General features: G+C 70.5%; 15 protein-coding genes. 9 read left to right on the forward strand and 6 right to left on the reverse strand.

The window, feature by feature from the left end:
• Positions 1 to 71 precede the first annotated feature (71 nt).
• The 3 genes from gltX to ACFVYL_RS17440 form a co-directional block, all read right to left on the reverse strand.
• On the reverse strand, positions 72 to 1,550 hold the full coding sequence (gltX, locus tag ACFVYL_RS17430; protein WP_389716643.1) for a glutamate--tRNA ligase: 1,479 nt from the start codon (positions 1,548 to 1,550) through the stop codon (positions 72 to 74).
• The gene (locus ACFVYL_RS17435; RefSeq protein WP_389716646.1) at positions 1,543 to 2,319 is read right to left on the reverse strand and encodes a fumarylacetoacetate hydrolase family protein; all 777 of its coding nucleotides are present in this window, start codon (positions 2,317 to 2,319) and stop codon (positions 1,543 to 1,545) included. Before ACFVYL_RS17435 ends, gltX begins: the two co-directional genes overlap by 8 nt.
• A gap of 243 nt (positions 2,320 to 2,562) precedes the next feature.
• Complete coding sequence (locus ACFVYL_RS17440; protein ID WP_389716648.1) at positions 2,563 to 2,763, reverse strand: hypothetical protein; 201 nt, start codon at positions 2,761 to 2,763, stop codon at positions 2,563 to 2,565.
• Positions 2,764 to 3,336: 573 nt separating this feature from the next.
• Between ACFVYL_RS17440 and ACFVYL_RS17445 the strand changes: the two genes are divergently transcribed.
• The 8 genes from ACFVYL_RS17445 to ACFVYL_RS17480 all read left to right on the forward strand — a co-directional run bounded on the left by ACFVYL_RS17445 (position 3,337) and on the right by ACFVYL_RS17480 (position 13,998).
• The gene (locus ACFVYL_RS17445; RefSeq protein WP_389716650.1) at positions 3,337 to 7,257 is read left to right on the forward strand and encodes a nitrate- and nitrite sensing domain-containing protein; all 3,921 of its coding nucleotides are present in this window, start codon (positions 3,337 to 3,339) and stop codon (positions 7,255 to 7,257) included.
• A 9-nt stretch (positions 7,258 to 7,266) separates the two neighbouring features.
• A complete protein-coding gene (locus tag ACFVYL_RS17450) occupies positions 7,267 to 7,680 on the forward strand; it encodes a roadblock/LC7 domain-containing protein (RefSeq protein ID WP_030787430.1) in 414 nt (137 codons plus the stop codon).
• A gap of 143 nt (positions 7,681 to 7,823) precedes the next feature.
• Positions 7,824 to 8,225 carry a DUF742 domain-containing protein gene (locus ACFVYL_RS17455; RefSeq protein ID WP_389716653.1) on the forward strand — a complete coding sequence of 134 codons (402 nt, stop codon included), beginning with the start codon at positions 7,824 to 7,826 and terminating at the stop codon, positions 8,223 to 8,225.
• Positions 8,206 to 8,796, forward strand: a complete 591-nt coding sequence (locus ACFVYL_RS17460) for an ATP/GTP-binding protein (protein ID WP_389716655.1) — start codon at positions 8,206 to 8,208, stop codon at positions 8,794 to 8,796. The genes ACFVYL_RS17455 and ACFVYL_RS17460 overlap by 20 nt, the downstream gene beginning before the upstream one ends.
• Before the next feature lie 339 nt (positions 8,797 to 9,135).
• Entirely contained in the window at positions 9,136 to 12,324 is a 3,189-nt protein-coding gene (locus tag ACFVYL_RS17465) for a nitrate- and nitrite sensing domain-containing protein (protein WP_389716657.1), read from the forward strand.
• A gap of 10 nt (positions 12,325 to 12,334) precedes the next feature.
• Complete coding sequence (locus ACFVYL_RS17470) at positions 12,335 to 12,748, forward strand: roadblock/LC7 domain-containing protein (protein ID WP_055564496.1); 414 nt, start codon at positions 12,335 to 12,337, stop codon at positions 12,746 to 12,748.
• Positions 12,749 to 12,842: 94 nt separating this feature from the next.
• Positions 12,843 to 13,433, forward strand: a complete 591-nt coding sequence (locus tag ACFVYL_RS17475) for a DUF742 domain-containing protein (RefSeq protein ID WP_389716660.1) — start codon at positions 12,843 to 12,845, stop codon at positions 13,431 to 13,433.
• A complete protein-coding gene (locus ACFVYL_RS17480) occupies positions 13,414 to 13,998 on the forward strand; it encodes an ATP/GTP-binding protein (RefSeq protein WP_030361923.1) in 585 nt (194 codons plus the stop codon). Before ACFVYL_RS17475 ends, ACFVYL_RS17480 begins: the two co-directional genes overlap by 20 nt.
• Positions 13,999 to 14,084: 86 nt before the next feature.
• On the opposite strand, the gene ACFVYL_RS17485 is transcribed toward ACFVYL_RS17480, so the two are convergent.
• Complete coding sequence (locus ACFVYL_RS17485) at positions 14,085 to 14,474, reverse strand: 4-oxalocrotonate tautomerase family protein (protein WP_389716662.1); 390 nt, start codon at positions 14,472 to 14,474, stop codon at positions 14,085 to 14,087.
• A gap of 116 nt (positions 14,475 to 14,590) precedes the next feature.
• Between ACFVYL_RS17485 and ACFVYL_RS17490 the strand changes: the two genes are divergently transcribed.
• Positions 14,591 to 15,454, forward strand: a complete 864-nt coding sequence (locus ACFVYL_RS17490) for a LysR family transcriptional regulator (protein WP_389716664.1) — start codon at positions 14,591 to 14,593, stop codon at positions 15,452 to 15,454.
• Positions 15,455 to 15,508: 54 nt separating this feature from the next.
• Here the strand turns inward: ACFVYL_RS17490 and ACFVYL_RS17495 are convergent, their stop codons facing one another.
• Together ACFVYL_RS17495 and ACFVYL_RS17500 are read right to left on the reverse strand one after the other, a co-directional pair.
• Positions 15,509 to 15,700 (reverse strand): acyl-CoA carboxylase subunit epsilon, encoded by a 192-nt coding sequence (locus tag ACFVYL_RS17495; protein ID WP_389716666.1) that lies wholly within the window; start codon positions 15,698 to 15,700, stop codon positions 15,509 to 15,511.
• 50 nt (positions 15,701 to 15,750) lie between these two features.
• Complete coding sequence (locus ACFVYL_RS17500) at positions 15,751 to 17,343, reverse strand: acyl-CoA carboxylase subunit beta (RefSeq protein ID WP_389716668.1); 1,593 nt, start codon at positions 17,341 to 17,343, stop codon at positions 15,751 to 15,753.
• Positions 17,344 to 17,440 lie beyond the last annotated feature (97 nt).

A 17,440-nucleotide genomic window follows, 5' to 3' on the forward strand; every position in this document is an offset into this window, starting at 1 on the left:
TAAGCGAAGGACCCGGGAGCCGTCACGGCTTCCGGGTCCTTCGGTTCTTGCAGGTGCAGGTGCAGGTGCGGTCAGGCGGTGAGCTTCGCCAGGGCCGCGTCGATGCGGGTCAGCGTCTTCTCCTTGCCCAGGATCTCCAGGGACTCGAAGAGGGGCAGGCCGATCGTGCGCCCTGTGACGGCGACGCGGACCGGGGCCTGGGCCTTGCCGAGCTTCAGGCCGTGCTCCTCGCCGGCGGCCAGGACGGCCTCCTTGAGGGAGTCCGGGGAGGTCCAGTCGGCGGCCTCCAGCTTGGCGCGGGCCGTGCGCAGAAGGGCGTCGGAGCCCTCCTTCATGGCCTTCGTCCAGGACGGCTCGTCGAAGACCGGCTCCGCGCGGAACAGGAAGTCCACGTTGGCCGTGATCTCGGAGAGGACCTTCAGACGGGTCTGCGCGTGCGGCGCGATGGCCGCCCAGGCCGCCTCGTCGAACTCCTCGGGGGCCCAGTTGGCGTGCGGGGCGCGCAGCCAGGGCTCGCAGGCCTCGGCGAAGGTCTTCACGTCCAGCATGCGGATGTGGTCGGCGTTGATCGCCTCGGCCTTCTTCAGGTCGAAGCGGGCGGGGTTCGGGTTCACGTCCGCCACGTCGAACTTCGCGACCATGTCGTCGATCGAGAAGACGTCCTGGTCCGCGGAGAACGACCAGCCCAGGAGGGACAGGTAGTTCAGCAGGCCCTCGGGGAGGAAGCCGCGCTCGCGGTAGATGTTCAGGGACGCCTGCGGGTCGCGCTTGGAGAGCTTCTTGTTGCCCTCGCCCATGACGTACGGGAGGTGGCCGAACTCCGGGATCGTCTTGGCGACACCGAGCTCGATCAGCGCCTTGTAGAGCGCGATCTGGCGCGGGGTGGAGGACAGCAGGTCCTCGCCGCGCAGGACGTGCGTGATCTCCATCAGGGCGTCGTCGACCGGGTTGACCAGCGTGTACAGCGGGGCACCGTTGGCGCGCACGATGCCGTAGTCGGTGACGTTCTCCGCCTGGACGGTGATCTCGCCGCGGACCAGGTCGACGAAGGTGGTGGCCTCGTCGGGCATCCGGAAGCGGACGATGTGGCTGCGGCCCTCCGCCTCGTACGCCTGCTTCTGCCCGGCGGTGAGGTCGCGGCAGTGGCCGTCGTAACCGGACGGCTTGCCGGCGGCGCGGGCGGCCTCGCGGCGGGTGTCCAGCTCCTCGGTGGTGCAGTAGCACGGGTAGGCGTGGCCGGCCGCGATGAGCTTCTCGGCGACGTCCTTGTAGATGTCCATGCGCTGCGACTGGCGGTACGGCGCGTGCGGGCCGCCGACCTCGGGGCCCTCGTCCCAGTCGAAGCCCAGCCAGCGCATCGAGTCGAGCAGCTGCTCGTAGGACTCCTCCGAGTCGCGAGCCGCGTCGGTGTCCTCGATGCGGAAGACCAGGGTGCCCTCGTTGTGCCGGGCGTAGGCCCAGTTGAAGAGGGCGGTGCGGACCAGTCCCACGTGGGGGTTGCCGGTCGGCGAGGGACAGAAACGTACGCGTACGGGGGTCGCGTTAGCCACGCTTGATCACCTTGTTGGTGAGAGTGCCGATGCCTTCGATGGTGACGGCGACCTCGTCGCCGACGTTGAGGGGCCCGACGCCTGCCGGGGTGCCCGTGAGGATGACGTCGCCGGGGAGCAGCGTCATGGCCTCGGAGATGTTGACGATCAGGTCCTCGATGGAGTGGACCATCTCGCTGGTGCGGCCCAGCTGGCGCTGCGAGCCGTTGACCGTGCACTGGATGGTGACGTCGGCCGGGTCGAGCTCGGTCTCCACCCAGGGGCCGAGCGGGCAGGCGCTGTCGAAGCCCTTGGCCCGGGCCCACTGCTTCTCGCGGCGCTGGACGTCACGCGCGGTGACGTCGTTGGCGCAGGTGTAGCCGAAGATCACGTCCTTGACCCGCTCGCGCGGGACCTCGCGGCACATGCGGCCGATGACCACGGCCAGCTCGGCTTCGTGGTGCAGCTCTTCGGAGAACGAGGGGTACGTGATGGGGTCGCCGGTGCCGACCAGCGAGGTGGAGGGCTTCAGGAAGGCGAACGGGGTGTCGGGCACCTCGTTGCCGAGCTCCGCCGCATGCTCCCGGTAGTTGCGGCCGAAGGCCACGATCTTGTTCGGGAGCACCGGCGGCAGCAGGCGCACCTTGCTCAGCGGGACCTTGGTGCCGGACAGCTCGAAATCGGCGTAGGGAATGCCCTTGATGATGTCGAGGACGAGCCCTTCGGGGCCCTCCCCCTCGACTACGCCGTAGCCGACATTGCCGTCGATGGAGAACCTGGCGATGCGCACGCTCTAGCCTCTTGGGGTGGTTGCGGAGTGACACCCCAGGCTAACGCGGGGGCCTGCGGCCTGCTGACGGCGTTGCTTCGGGTGGTCCGGCGACGTGGCTCTGCTCATCGCCGCTGCGCGGCTCGTCCTCAAACGCCGGACGGGCTGGAAGATCCCCGGACGGGCCGGAAGATCCCCAGGCGGGCCGGAAGGTCCCCAGGCGGGCTAGAAGATCCCGGGCGGGCTGGGAGCGGCCTTCAGGGGTCAGAGCGCGGATGCGGTGGACTCTTCCGGGACCGTCATCAGGATCGTGCGCTTCGGGTTGGCCGTCTGGGTCGGGAGGTCGACCGCGTGCTCCGGCTGTTCGGGGGCGGCCTGGAACTCGTCCGCGTCCGTGAGGTGCGCGAGCGTGGTGCGGCGCGGGTTGGCTATGTTGCGGAACATCGTGGACTTCACAGTCTTCATCTGCTGTTCGGACCTCGTCGGTTGGGGCGTCGTACTGCGGACGCGGTGGTCGGATTCGCCATCCCTGTAAAGCGTCAGGCTAAACATCCAATTCCCGGCCAAAGTCCGGAAGACGCCATGATCTTCGTGTGAGTTTGCTCACGAGTGAGCCGACAAATGGGTCAATTCAGGCTCGGGGCGAGGCAGTTGGAAACGGACATTGCGCCACTGAAGGCACCATTCCGCTCCTGATCATGAACACTGGGACACCCCTCACCGGCGGGAACTTTGTGGGGATGCGTCCGTTATTTGCTAGATCACTTTCTACGTCTCGTGACTCCGCACTCACACCGTGTCACGTACGTCGCGGCGCGACACACGGGCCTTGTTGGAGATCCGGCACTGTGCTGGAATTCCCGGGACCGCCGCGGGATCGAACCGGCGCGCAGGGGCGCAACGCAGCGCCGAGTGGCGGCGGGAAGGGGGAGCAGCGCCGGTCACTCACGACCACCCATGGGGCGCTCGCCGCCCCAAGACGCCGACACCGTCCCGCCGTTATCCGGCAGGACGCCTGGTCCAGAGGTTGCGACGCTAGTGCAGGGACGTTTCAAGAGGGATGGCAAGGGGTCTCCCCAGGCCGACCACGGCCGAGGAAGTGCTCCGGCGGAGCCGGAGCGCGGCTCCGCGCCCCAGCACGCCCAGAGCCCCGGACCGGGCACGCCCGGCGACACCGGCCCCGGAGCCGCGCGCCAGGGCACCACGGGGAGCGGCACGGCGGCCGCCCCCACCAAGGGCAAGAGCAAGGGCAAGGGTTCGACCGGCACGAAGTCGCCCACCGGGCCCGGCTCACGAATAGCCCTGCGCAACTGGCGCATCTCCACCCGATTGGTCTCGCTGCTCGCGCTCCCCGTGATCACGGCGACCTCACTCGGTGCGCTCCGCATCAACTCGTCCATGGACGAGATCCAGCAGCTCGACAACATGAAGCTGCTGACCGAGATGACCAAGCAGGCCACCGAGCTGGCCGCGGCGCTCCAGGAGGAGCGCGACAAGTCGGCGGGTCCCCTCGCCCACGACGCGAACGCCTCGGACTACACGGTCAAGGGCGCGCGCCAGAAGACCGACCGGGTCTACAAGAACTTCCTGCAGGGCACCCAGGACCTCAACGACACCGACGGCGAGAAGGGCCTTCTCGGCGTCCGGCACAGCGCGGTCCAGATCACCCAGCAGCTCCAGGGCATCAGCGACGTCCGCAAGAAGGCGTTCACCGCCGAGGGCTCGACTTCGCAGACCGTCGAGGCCTACAGCCAGCTCGTCGAGCAGCTGCTCAAGCTCTCGCAGGACATGGCGCAGGCGACGAGCAACCCGGACATGATCCAGCGCACGCGTTCGCTGGCCGCCTTCTCCTCGGCCAAGGAGTACGCCTCCGTACAGCGCGCGATCATCGCCGCGGCCCTGCCGCCGAACGACAGCCAGTACGGCAAGATCTCCGAGACCGACCGCACCTTCGGCCTCAGCGCCAATGAGAAGGAGCGCTCGGAGCTCCAGACGTTCAGCAAGATCTACGCGGGCAACGCCGGTGAGCTGACCAAGCCCATCGACGGTGCCAACCCCGCGGTCAAGTCCGCCAACGAGTACGCCAAGCGCGTCCTCGAGCAGGAAGGCGGCATCAAGCTCCAGGACAAGCGGTCGTACAAGGACTGGGTCGACGCCGACACCACCAAGATCGACGCGATGTCCAAGATCGAGCTGACGCTGCTCGGCGAGATGGAGCAGAAGGCGCGCGAGCTGCGCAACGAGTCGGAGCAGTCGGCCATCCTCAACGGTGTGCTGATCCTGCTCGTGCTCGGCGTCTCGCTCGTCGGCGCGTTCGTCGTCGCCCGGTCCATGATCCGCTCGCTGCGCCGGCTGCAGGACACCGCGACCAAGGTCGCCCAGGACCGCCTGCCCGAGCTGGTCAAGCAGCTCTCGGAGTCGGACCCGCAGGACGTCGACACCTCCGTCGAGTCCGTCGGTGTGCACTCCAGGGACGAGATCGGCCAGGTGGCCGCGGCCTTCGACGACGTGCACCGCGAGGCCGTCCGCCTCGCCGCCGAGCAGGCCCTCCTGCGGGGCAACGTCAACGCGATGTTCACCAACCTCTCGCGGCGTTCGCAGGGCCTCATCCAGCGCCAGCTCTCGCTCATCTCCGAGCTGGAGTCGCGCGAGGCCGACCCGGACCAGCTGTCCTCGCTGTTCAAGCTCGACCACCTCGCGACCCGCATGCGCCGTAACGGCGAGAACCTCCTCGTCCTCGCCGGTGAGGAGCCGGGCCGCCGCTGGACCCGGCCCGTCCCCCTCGTCGACGTGCTGCGCGCCGCCGCGTCCGAGGTGGAGCAGTACGAGCGCATCGAGCTCTCCTCGGTCCCCGCGACCGAGGTCGCCGGACGCGTCGTCAACGACCTCGTGCACCTCCTCGCCGAGCTCCTCGAGAACGCGACCTCCTTCTCCTCGCCGCAGACCAAGGTCAAGGTCACCGGTCACGCGCTGCCCGACGGCCGCGTGCTCATCGAGATCCACGACACCGGCATCGGCCTCTCCCCCGAGGACCTGGCGGCGATCAACGAGCGGCTCGCCTCGCCGCCCACCGTGGACGTCTCCGTCTCCCGCCGCATGGGTCTGTTCGTGGTCGGCCGTCTGTCGCAGCGCCACGGCATCCGCATCCAGCTCCGCCCGTCCGACTCCGGTGGCACGACCGCGCTGGTCATGCTCCCCGTCGACGTCGCCCAGGGCGGCAAGAAGGTGCCGGGCAAGCCCGGTGCGCCCACCCCGACCGGCGGTCCCGCCGCGGCGCAGGCAGCCGCCGGTGCCGCGGCCGCGCGACGCGGTGTCGGTGCGGGCAACAACGCTCCCGGTCTGCCCGGCGGCCCCGGCCGCGGCGGTCCCGGTGGCGGTGGCCAGGGCGGCCCCGGACTGCTCGGTGCCGGTGCGCCGCGCCAGCAGGTCGCGGGTTCCGGTCCGCGGGCGGCGCTGCCCTCGCGGGACACGGGCCAGGGGCTCGGTCAGGGCCCGCAGGGGCCTGGGCAGCGACAGGGCAAGGGCCAGGCGCCCGGTCAGGGCCAAGGTCAGGGTCAGAGTGGTCCCGGTCAGGGTGGTCCCGGTCAGGGTCAGCAGCGTCCGCCGCTCGCCCCGCAAGGCGGTCGCGGCACCAACGCGCCCCAGCCTCCGGTGCCCCAGCAGCGTACGAACGCCATGAACCCCCCGGCCGAATCCGGTGCGGGCAACGACCGGACCGGCCAGGGCCGCAGGCCCCAGCTGCCGCCGCGCGGCGGACCCCGGGCCGAGCTGCCCGGCGGCAATCCCGCGCCGAGCGCCCCGGGCGGCTACGCCGGTCCGCGCGTGCCCAGCTGGAGCGACGAGAACGCGCAGCCGCAGGTGGCGCGCGAGCCCTTCGACACCCCGCGCGGGCACGAAGAGCCCGAGTCCACCGGCCAGTTCCCCCAGCACAGGTCCGACGACCTGCAGGGCCCCGGCTCCACCGCCGAGTTCCCCCGCCCGGACTTCGACGGGCCGCCGCCCGGCGCGCCCGCGCCGCAGGACGAGGGGTCCACCGGCCAGTTCGTCCGCTCGGACGTCTTCGGCGGCCAGGGCAACGGCCCCGGCAACGGCTCCGGCGGCGGTCAGCCGTCCGGTCGGCCCGCGGGTCCGAACGGCCAGAACGACTTCCGGCAGGACCAGCAGCAGAGCCAGCAGCATCAGAGCCAGGGCAACGGCCCCGTTCAGCGCGGCAACCGGGAGATGCCCGACTACACCGTGCCGCGTCCGCCCGCCCCGCGCCGCGGCCAGGGCGACTCCCCCCAGGGCGTCCCCCAGCAGCCGCAGCCGCAGGCCCCGCAGCCGCAGCAGCACTCCCAGCCGCCGCAGCCCGCCGAGCCCGAGGCCCTGCCGCCCGCCGGTCCCGGCGACGGACGTACGCCGCTGTACGACACGCTGGAGACCAACTGGTTCCAGCAGCAGCAGAACCAGCAGGCCGCACAGCAGCAGGAGCAGCACAACCAGCAGGCCGCGTACCCGGAGCAGCAGGGCGGGCGGGCCCCCGAGGCCGCGCCGCGCCGCGCCCCGGAGCCGCCGCGCCACCAGGCTCCCGAGCCGCCGCAGCGTCCGCTGCCCTCGCGCCCCCAGCGCCAGGACCCGGCCGCCGCGCCGGTGCCCGCGGCCGGGGACGGCACCAACGGCAGCGGCACGCACGGCAGCTGGCGCTCCTCCCCCAATGACGAGCTGGGCCGCCAGGCCGAGCGCGTCCGGCAGCCGTCCGCGGGCGGCGTCACCACATCCGGACTGCCGCGCCGCGTCCCGCGGGCCAACCTGGTCGCGGGCACGGCACAGCAGCAGCAGGACAGCACAGGTCCGCAGGTCTCGCGTGCGCCCGAAGAGGTACGCGGCCGGCTGACGAATCTCCGTCGGGGCATCCAGCAGGGTCGCCAGGCCGGTACCGGCCAGACCGGCAGTTTCCCCACTCACCAGCAGGAGCGTTAGTTGAGTCCGATGAGCCAGGCTGCACAGAATCTGAACTGGTTGATCACCAACTTCGTGGACAACACCCCCGGGGTGTCCCACACGGTCGTGGTCTCCGCCGACGGCCTCCTTCTGGCGATGTCCGAAGGCTTCCCGCGTGACCGAGCCGACCAGCTCGCCGCGGTCGCCTCCGGCCTTACCTCCCTCACGGCCGGGGCCTCCCGGATCTTCGAGGGCGGCACCGTCACGCAGACGGTGGTGGAGATGGAGCGGGGGTTCCTCTTCATCATGTCCGTCTCCGACGGCTCGTCCCTCGCGGTGCTCGCGCACCCCGAGTGCGACATCGGCCTCGTCGGGTACGAGATGGCGCTCCTCGTCGACCGCGCGGGCGCCGTCCTCACCCCGGACCTCCGGGCCGAGCTGCAGGGCAGCCTGCTCCACTAGCCCCGAGCAAGCTCCGAAGTCTTCATCCCCTTCGGCCGCCCCACCGACCGAACGTACTGACCAACCGTCCGGCCGCCACACTGCCCCCACCGGCTCTGTCAGACGGCACACGCAGATGACCTGCTGTCCCGCCCGGAGGATCCATGACCCCGCCCACCGCCTCTCACAACCCGTACGGCGATGCCTCGTACGGAATGGAGGGCGACCAGCCGCTGGTGCGTCCCTACGCGATGACCGGCGGCCGGACCCGGCCCCGCTACCAGCTCGCCATCGAGGCGCTGGTGAGCACCACGGCCGACCCGGCCCAGCTGATGGGGCTGCTCCCCGAGCACCAGCGGATCTGCCACCTCTGCCGTGAGGTGAAGTCGGTGGCCGAGGTGTCCGCTCTCCTGTCGATGCCGCTCGGCGTGGCCCGGATCCTCGTGGCGGACCTGGCCGAGGCCGGGCTCGTCGCCATCCACCAGCCCGGCGGCGACGAGTCCGCCGGCGGCCAGCCTGCCGTGACACTGCTCGAAAGGGTGCTCAGTGGACTTCGCAAGCTCTAGCGACTCGGGCTCGGACGCGGCCCGTTCCACCACTTCCGCGAAGATCGTGGTGGCGGGCGGCTTCGGCGTGGGCAAGACCACGTTCGTCGGGGCGGTCTCCGAGATCAACCCGCTGCGCACCGAGGCCGTCATGACGTCCGCGTCCGCGGGCATCGACGACCTCACCCACACCGGGGACAAGACGACGACCACCGTCGCCATGGACTTCGGCCGCATCACCCTGGACCAGGACCTGATCCTGTACCTCTTCGGTACGCCGGGCCAGGACCGCTTCTGGTTCATGTGGGACGACCTCGTGCGCGGCGCGATCGGCGCGGTCGTGCTCGTGGACACCCGCCGTCTCGCCGACTGTTTTCCGGCCGTCGACTACTTCGAGAACAGCGGGCTGCCGTTCGTCATCGCCCTCAACGGCTTCGACGGCCACCAGCCGTACACGCCCGAAGAAGTGCGCGAGGCGCTGCAGATCGGGGACGGCACTCCGATCATCACGACCGACGCGCGACACCGTGCGGACGCAAAGAGTGGCTTGATCACTTTGGTTGAACACGCACTTATGGCACGCCTCAAGTAGGCAGGTCAGTACGGCAGTTGCCGTAGTCCGTACGGAGTGATCTGTGTCCTTAGACACGGCCGCGCGCCGTGTTCATAACGTTTCGACAGAGAATTGCCGGGTGACCGCCACGCGTCGCGGTCACCTGGTGTCGCTGTGCTCACAGGAGCCCCGCCTTTTGGCGGGGCTCGCTCTTTATGACCGATTTATCTGAGGCTTACACCACTCGGAACTTCCGCTTCCCAGTGTTTGGTGCAGCAGGCTCTGACGTGCTGGAATGCGCTGAACTGCCCAGTAGCACGGGCCTTGGAGACGACAGCGGCACGACGTGAGTGCCGCCGCCGAGAGGTTGTTGGTCGAGTGAGGCGAAGCAAGCCGAGTCCCGCGGCATCCCCCACCGGGGACACGCGGGGCAACTTCACCCCGCCGCCGCGCGCAGCGGCGTCCCCCGCCGACATGGCCGCCGCGCCAGGAAACGAGCCCCCGGCCCCCTCCGGTGGACGGATGTCCCCCCGCAACTGGCGCGTGCCGACCCGGCTGAACGCGATCCTGCTCATACCCGTGCTCGTCGGCCTTGTCATGGGCGGCTTCCAGGTGAAGGGCTCCATCGACACCTGGAGCGAGGCGCAGGACGCCGAGAACACGGCCCGCCTGGTGCGGGCCTCGCTGGACTACGGCAACCGCCTCGTCGAGGAGCGCGACATCTCCGCCGCTCCGCTGCTGAACGGCAAGCGGAACGACCCGGCCGTCGTGAAGGCGCGCAAGGCCACCGACCAGGCCGCCGCCGCCTTCAAGGACGCCGCCGCCAACATGCCGGACAAGGAAGGCCTCAACCGCCGCCTCGCCGGCTTCCGCAAGGTCGAGCCGAAGCTCGGTCCGCTGCGCCAGGCCGCGTACACGACGAAGCTCCCCGGTGTGCAGACCGAAGAGGGCTACGTCGCCATCCAGCACCCCCTGATGGAGTTCGCCAACGAGCTCGGTCTGGGCACCGGCAACATCACCAGCTACGGCCGGACCGTCTACGCGATCTCCCTCTCCAAGGCCGCGCTCTCCCTCGAGCGGTCCATCGGCACCCACCTCCTGGTCAAGCCGGGTCCCGGCACCGGCTCGCTGACGCTGCAGCGCACCTCCCTTGCCTCGTACGCCTACCTCGAGCGCATCGCCATCGAGGAGTACACCGGCGGCGGCACCCCCGAGGACGTCGCCAAGCTGGAGGACGCCAAGAAGGAGCTGACGGCCGCCGGCGAGAAGCAGGCCAAGCAGGCCGCGGCCGACGCGAAGGCCCGGGGCGAGGCGTTCGTCCCGCCGCCGTCGCAGGACAAGATGGTCGCGGCCCTCGCCACCCTGCCGAGCACCCAGCCGAGCGCCCGCGTCACGCTGGCCGGCAAGGGCATCACGCGGCAGGCCTGGTGGGCCACGACCACCGCCAAGTTCGACGCGTACCGCACGATCGAGTCGGACCTCGCCGACAAGGCCGTGGACGAGGCCTCCGACATCGCCGACAACGCGCAGCGCAACGCCTACATCACCGGCGCCATCGTGGTGCTCGCACTGCTCGCCGCCTTCATCCTGGCCGGGCTCATGGCCCGCCAGATGTCCAAGGCGATGCGTCAGCTGCGTACCGCCGCCTTCGGCATCGCCGAGCAGCGCCTGCCGATGCTGGTCGACCAGCTCTCGCGGACCGACCCGGGCCGCGTCGACACCCGCGTCCAGCCCATCCCGATCAACACCACGGACGAGATCGGCGAGGTCGCCCGCGCCTTCGACCAGGTGCACCGCGAGGCCGTCCGGCTCGCCGCCGAGCAGGCCCTGCTCCGCGGCAACATCAACGCGATCTTCACCAACCTCTCGCGCCGCAACCAGTCGCTGATCGAGGGCCAGCTGACCCTCATCACCGACCTGGAGAACAACGAGGCCGACCCGGACCAGCTGGAGAGCCTCTTCCGCCTGGACCACCTGGCGACCCGTATGCGCCGCAACGGCGAGAACCTCCTGGTCCTCTCCGGCGAGGAGCCGGGCCGCCGCTGGGACCAGCCGGTCCCGCTGGTCGACGTGTTGCGCGCCGCCTCCTCCGAGGTGGAGCAGTACGAGCGCATCGAGCTCTCCGGCGTCCCGGAGGCCGAGATCCACGGCCTGGCCGTGACCGACCTCGTGCACCTGCTCGCCGAGCTCCTGGAGAACGCCACCACGTTCTCCTCGCCGCAGACCAAGGTCCGCGTCACCGCGACCCGTCTCCCCGACGGCCGCGTCATGGTCGAGATCCACGACAAGGGCATCGGCCTCACCGCCGAGGACTTCGCGGACATCAACCACAAGCTGGCCAACCCGCCGACCGTGGACGCCGCGATCTCGCAGCGCATGGGCCTGTTCGTGGTCGGGCGCCTTTCCGACCGGCACGGCATCCGCGTCCAGCTGCGCCCCTCGGGCGAGCAGGCGGGCACGACCTCGCTGGTCATGCTGCCGGACGCGATCACGCACGGTGGCGGTGGCGAGCACGCGCCGCACGACAACGAGTTCACCGTCTCCTCGATCATCCCCGAGCAGCAGGCCCTGGAGGCCGAGCCGCTGCGCACGGCCGCCGAGCTCGGCTTCGACGACAGCCGCTACCACGGTGACGGCTCCGAAGCGCAGCCCGAACTCGATCCGGTCGGCCGCTCGTTGATGCGCGAGGAGCGCCGCGCGGCCCTGGAGGCGCAGGCCCAGCAGCCCGGCGGCCACCGCCCGCTCTTCCGCGACGAGGTGGAGCCGCAGCCCCAGACCCAGCAGGGCGGTTACGAGCAGCAGGCCCCCGCGTACGAGGAGCAGCAGGCCGACTACGGCCAGGGGCAGGGCTACGACAACCAGCAGTACGCCCCCGGCCAGTACGGCGACCCGCAGTACACGGATCCGCAGTACGCCGACGCGCAGTACACGGATCCGCAGTACGCCGAGCAGCAGTACGCCGACAACGGTTACCGCGACGAGCAGTACTACCCGGCCCAGCCGTCCCAGGACGGTTACCAGGACCCGCAGCTCCCGTATCCGGAGCGGTCCCGTCAGGACGACTGGCCCAGCGCCGACGGCTATCAGGGCGAGTACGGACAAGAAGCGGAATCTGCTTCACCGGCCCCCACGGACGACGCCGAGCGCGTAGGCTTCGACCGGCCGGGACCGACGCCGTCGACCGTCCACGACATGACCGACGCGGGTCTCCCCCGCAGGGGCTCCTCCGCCGCGAACGGGAACGGAAGTTCCCCCGCCGCGAGCGAGGGCAAGGCCGACTGGCGTTCGTCCAACGACGAGCGCTGGCAGCGAGCCGAGCGCCTCAAGGAGCCGAAGGCGGGCGGGGTCACCTCGTCCGGGCTCCCGCGGCGGGTGCCCAAGGCCAATCTGGTCGAGGGCACCGCTGAACAGACTCCGCAGGGTGGCCCTCAGGTCTCCCGCGACCCCGAGGACGTACGGGGCAGGCTGAGCAACCTGCGCCGCGGCGTCCAGCGGGGCCGCACCGCAGGCAATGACACGAATGGCCAGGGCTTCAGCCCTGATAGCACCTACAACCAGGAGCGTTAGTGTGAGCCCGATGAGCCAGGCGGCACAGAACCTGAACTGGTTGATCACCAACTTCGTGGACAACACCCCCGGGGTGTCCCACACAGTGGTGGTCTCCGCCGACGGACTCCTTCTGGCGATGTCCGAAGGCTTCCCGCGCGACCGCGCCGACCAGCTCGCGGCCGTCGCCTCGGGTCTGACCTCCCTCACGGCCGGGGCCTCCCGGATCTTCGAGGGCGGCTCGGTGACCCAGACCGTTGTGGAGATGGAGCGAGGATTTCTCTTCATCATGTCCATCTCCGACGGCTCCTCGCTCGCCGTTCTCGCCCACCCGGATGCGGACATCGGTCTCGTTGGGTACGAAATGGCACTTCTTGTCGATCGTGCGGGCACCGTCCTCACCCCGGACCTGCGCGCGGAGCTCCAGGGGAGCCTTCTCAACTAACAGACGGACGGTGCGTTTTCGTGTCCCGTGCCCGTAAGGTTTCGGGACGCGGCTCCACAGTGATGGGCCCGGCACAGTTGGAGGAGGAAGCAACGTGGCAACACCCCCAGACGGTTCGTCTTCGGCGAACTGGTCCCCTGGTCACGGCCAGGGTGGCCAGCGCGACGGCGGCCCGAACAGGTACAACTTCCCCTCCGCGCCGAGCCACCGCCGCCAGCCGTACGCGCAGCCCCAGCAGCCCGGGCCGCGCCCCTACGACCAGGGCACTCCGGCGCACGCGCCCCGCATCCAGCCCGTGCAACCCCAGCGGCGCACCCCCGAGCCGGCGCCCGCGGGGTCGGCGAACAACCCCCTGGTGCGCCCGTACGCCATGACGGGCGGCCGCACCAGGCCGCGTTACCAGCTCGCCATCGAGGCGCTGGTGCACACCACCGCTCAACCGCACCAGTTGCAGGGCCAGTTGCCCGAGCATCAGCGCATCTGCAACCTGTGCCGCGAGATCAAGTCAGTCGCCGAGATCTCGGCACTGCTCTCCATCCCCCTCGGCGTCGCCCGGATCCTCGTAGCCGACCTGGCGGAGGCCGGACTTGTCGCCATCCATCAGCCCGGCGGCGACGAGTCCGCCGGCGGCCAGCCAGACGTGACACTGCTCGAAAGGGTGCTCAGTGGACTTCGCAAGCTCTAGCGGCGGAGCAACAGCCCGCTCCACCACCAGCGCGAAAATCGTGGTGGCGGGCGGCTTCGGCGTGGGCAAGACCACGTTCGTCGGGGCGGTCTCTGAGATCAACCCGCTGCGCACCGAGGCCGTCATGACGTCCGCGTCCGCGGGCATCGACGACCTGACCCACACCGGAGACAAGACCACCACGACGGTGGCCATGGACTTCGGTCGCATCACCCTGGACCAGGACCTGATCCTGTACCTCTTCGGTACGCCGGGCCAGGACCGCTTCTGGTTCATGTGGGACGACTTGGTCCGTGGCGCGATCGGCGCGGTCGTCCTGGTCGACACGAGGCGGCTCGCCGACTGCTTCCCCGCCGTCGACTACTTCGAGAACTCCGGGCTGCCCTTCGTCATCGCCCTCAACGGCTTCGACGGCCACCAGCCGTACACGCCCGACGAGGTGCGCGAGGCGCTGCAGATCGGCCCGGACACCCCCATCATCACCACCGACGCGCGCCACCGCGCGGACGCGAAGAGCGCGCTGATCACGCTGGTCGAGCATGCGCTGATGGCGCGGCTGCGGTAGGACCTCGGATCATCCTTCCCGCCAGGTACGGACCCTGTCACCGGTACGCGGATGTGGGCCCGCACGCTTCGGCGTGCGGGCCCCTTTCAGTGGTGACGGTAGTGGTCGAACTGGGTCACGCCCTGGTAGCCGTAGCTCTCCGGGTGCAGTTCGTGCAGGGCGACGCCGCCCCTGGCGAGCGGGCCGAGCAGGTGCGAGAGGAACGCGGCGGCCTCGCTGATGAAGGCCGCCTTCTGCGCCGCGCTGTTCGTGCCCGCGGTGATGCTGACCTCCAGATGTGCGTCACGGGCGCCTTCGGCAAGGGTCTTTCCGGCCACGTAGTAGCGCTCTGCGGGGACGAGGTCGAGGTGGACGATGGTCCGCGCGGCGGACTTGCCGAGCGCGGAGACCGCCAGGCGGGTCAGGCCCTCGGCGAGGGCGCGCCGGACGTCGGCGGGCAGGTCGGGGTCGGTGACGGTGGCCCTGATGTGGGGCATGGCGCTCCTTCGCGTGGTCTTCCGTGTCCGCCCGGTCCGGCGGCACGGAGCAACCCTCGCCCGTCCTGGCACCATTGATCCAACGCATAGCCGTCATAGACGTATGAGGTCGCCTCATGACCGTGAACTTCCCGCAGCTCAGAGCCTTTGTCGCCGTCGTCGACGCGGGCGGCTTCAGCGCGGCCGCCGCGGAGCTCGGCATGAGTCAGTCGGCGGTCTCGCACGCCGTCGCCTCCCTGGAGCGGGAGCTGTCCGGCCCGCTCCTCGTCCGGGCGGCCCCGGTGCGGACGACGGCGCTCGGTGAGCGGATCCTGCCGCATGCCCGCGGCGCGCTGTCGGCGGTCCGGTCCGTGGAGGAGATCGCGGCCCACTCCGACCCCGCCATGACCGGCACGGTGCGGCTCGCCGCGACGCCCACCGTCTGCCAGGGCCTGCTGCCCGGCCTGCTGCGGCACTGGCGCGAGAGCAGGCCGCGGGTCACCGTGCGCGTCTTCGAGGGCGACAGCGCCGAGGTCGAGGAGTGGCTGGAGAACGGCACGGCCGACGCCGGCGTGCTGATCGACCCGCCGCCGGGCCCGGGCGTCCTGCTCGCGGTGGACGGCTACCGCGCGCTGCTCCCCCGCGACCACCCGCTGGCGGGCGAGCCTGCCGTCGACATCGGCGAGCTGGCGGACGACGACTTCCTGATCTCGCCGGGCGGCTGCGAGGAGCGTGTCCGCGCGCTGCACGACGTGGCCGGAGTGCGCCTCACCCCGGCGCACCGCGTCCGCGACCTGGCGACCCTGATCAGCATGGTGCAGGCGGGCATCGGGGTGACCGTCCTGTCCGAGGTGTCCCGCTCGCTGGTCCCGCCCGACCTGGTACTGCTCCCGGTGACGCCGCGGATCTCCCGCCGCCTGGTGCTGTCCGGGCCGCGCAGCCGCCCCTGGCACCCGGCGGTACGGCCACTCGCGGAGTCGGCCGCGGACCGGCTGCCGTGACAGCACGAGGCCCCGCCCTCCCGGAGGAGAGCGGGGGCCTCGAAGCGAGTGGCGTCAGCCCTGCCAGCTGTGCGGGGCGCGGAAGCCGGGGGTGCGCTCAAGGCGGCGCCAGCCCGCCCTGTCACGGCCGCGGCGCGCGGGGGCGGCCGGCTGGGCGGCGGCGCGGGCCAGCAGGATCGCGGTGATGGCCGCGACCTCCTCGGGCTCGGCGTGACCCTTCTCGACGCGGATGTCGGGGGTATTCATCTGCAGCGTTCTCCTTGTGGGCTACTGCGGCGCAGTCGGCAGGTCTGCTGCTACTGCGGGGGGTTGCCGTGCTTGCGCGAGGGCAGGTCGGCGTGCTTGTTGCGGAGCATCGCGAGGGACTTGATGAGGACCTCGCGGGTCTCGGCCGGGTCGATCACGTCGTCGACCAGGCCGCGCTCGGCGGCGTAGTAGGGGTGCATCAGCTCGGCCTTGTACTCCTTGACCATGCGCGCCCGCATGGCCTCGGGGTCCTCGGCGGCCGCGATCTGGCGACGGAAGACCACGTTGGCGGCGCCCTCGGCGCCCATCACGGCGATCTCGTTCGTCGGCCAGGCGTAGGTGAGGTCGGCGCCGATGGACTGGCTGTCCATGACGATGTAGGCGCCGCCGTAGGCCTTGCGCAGGATCAGCGAGATCCGCGGGACGGTGGCGTTGCAGTACGCGTAAAGCAGTTTCGCGCCGTGCCGGATGATGCCCCCGTGCTCCTGGTCGACGCCGGGCAGGAAGCCCGGGACGTCCAGGAGGGTGAGGATCGGGATATTGAAAGCATCGCACATCTGCACGAAGCGGGCGGCCTTCTCGGAGGCCTCGATGTCCAGGACACCGGCCAGGGCCTGCGGCTGGTTGGCGACGATGCCGACGACCTTGCCGTCCAGGCGGGCCAGGGCACAGATGATGTTGCGCGCCCAGCGCTCGTGGATCTCCAGGAAGTCACCGTCGTCGACGAGCTCCTCGATGACCTTGGTCATGTCGTACGGCCGGTTGCCGTCCGCCGGGACCAGGTCCAGCAGGACGTCCGAGCGGCGCTCGGCCGGGTCCTCCGACTCGTGCGCCGGCGGGTTCTCCCGGTTGTTCGAGGGGAGCATCGAGATCAGGTAGCGGACCTCGGACAGGCAGGTCTCTTCGTCGTCGTAGGCGAAGTGGCACACGCCCGACGTCTCGGCGTGCACGTCGGCGCCGCCCAGGCCGTTCTGCGTGATCTTCTCGCCCGTCACCGCGCGGACGACGTCCGGCCCCGTGATGAACATCTGCGAGGTCTCGCGGACCATGAACACGAAGTCGGTCAGCGCCGGGGAGTAGGCCGCGCCGCCCGCGCACGGGCCGAGCATCACCGAGATCTGCGGGATGACACCCGAGGCCTTGGTGTTGCGCTGGAAGATGCCGCCGTATCCGGCGAGCGCCGAGACGCCCTCCTGGATGCGGGCGCCCGCACCGTCGTTGAGCGAGACCAGCGGGGCACCGGCCGCGATGGCCATGTCCATGATCTTGTGGATCTTCGTGGCGTGCGCCTCGCCGAGGGCCCCGCCGAAGATCCGGAAGTCGTGCGCGTAGACGAAGACCGTGCGGCCCTCCACCGTGCCCCAGCCGGTGATCACACCGTCGGTGTACGGCTTCTTGCTCTCCAGGCCGAAGCCGGTGGCACGGTGCCGGCGCAACTGCTCGACCTCGTTGAACGAGTCCGGGTCGAGGAGCAGCTCGATCCGCTCGCGCGCGGTCAGCTTTCCCTTGGCGTGCTGTGCCTCGGTGGCCTTCTCGCTCGGCCCGCGCAGCGCCTCCGCACGGATCTCGTGCAGTTCGGCCACGCGGCCACGCGAATCGGTGGGCTCGCCCCCAGGGGAAGCGGTCTCGTCCAGAACGGTCATGTAGCGACCTTACGGAGAGCGCCTGGGGAAACGGACCGTCGACTCCGCACAGTCTCCGGGCCGATTTCCTGGCACCCCCGGACAGAAGAACGCCACA

This window comes from Streptomyces sp. NPDC058308 (genome assembly GCF_042880275.1).
Classification (GTDB): domain Bacteria; phylum Actinomycetota; class Actinomycetes; order Streptomycetales; family Streptomycetaceae; genus Streptomyces.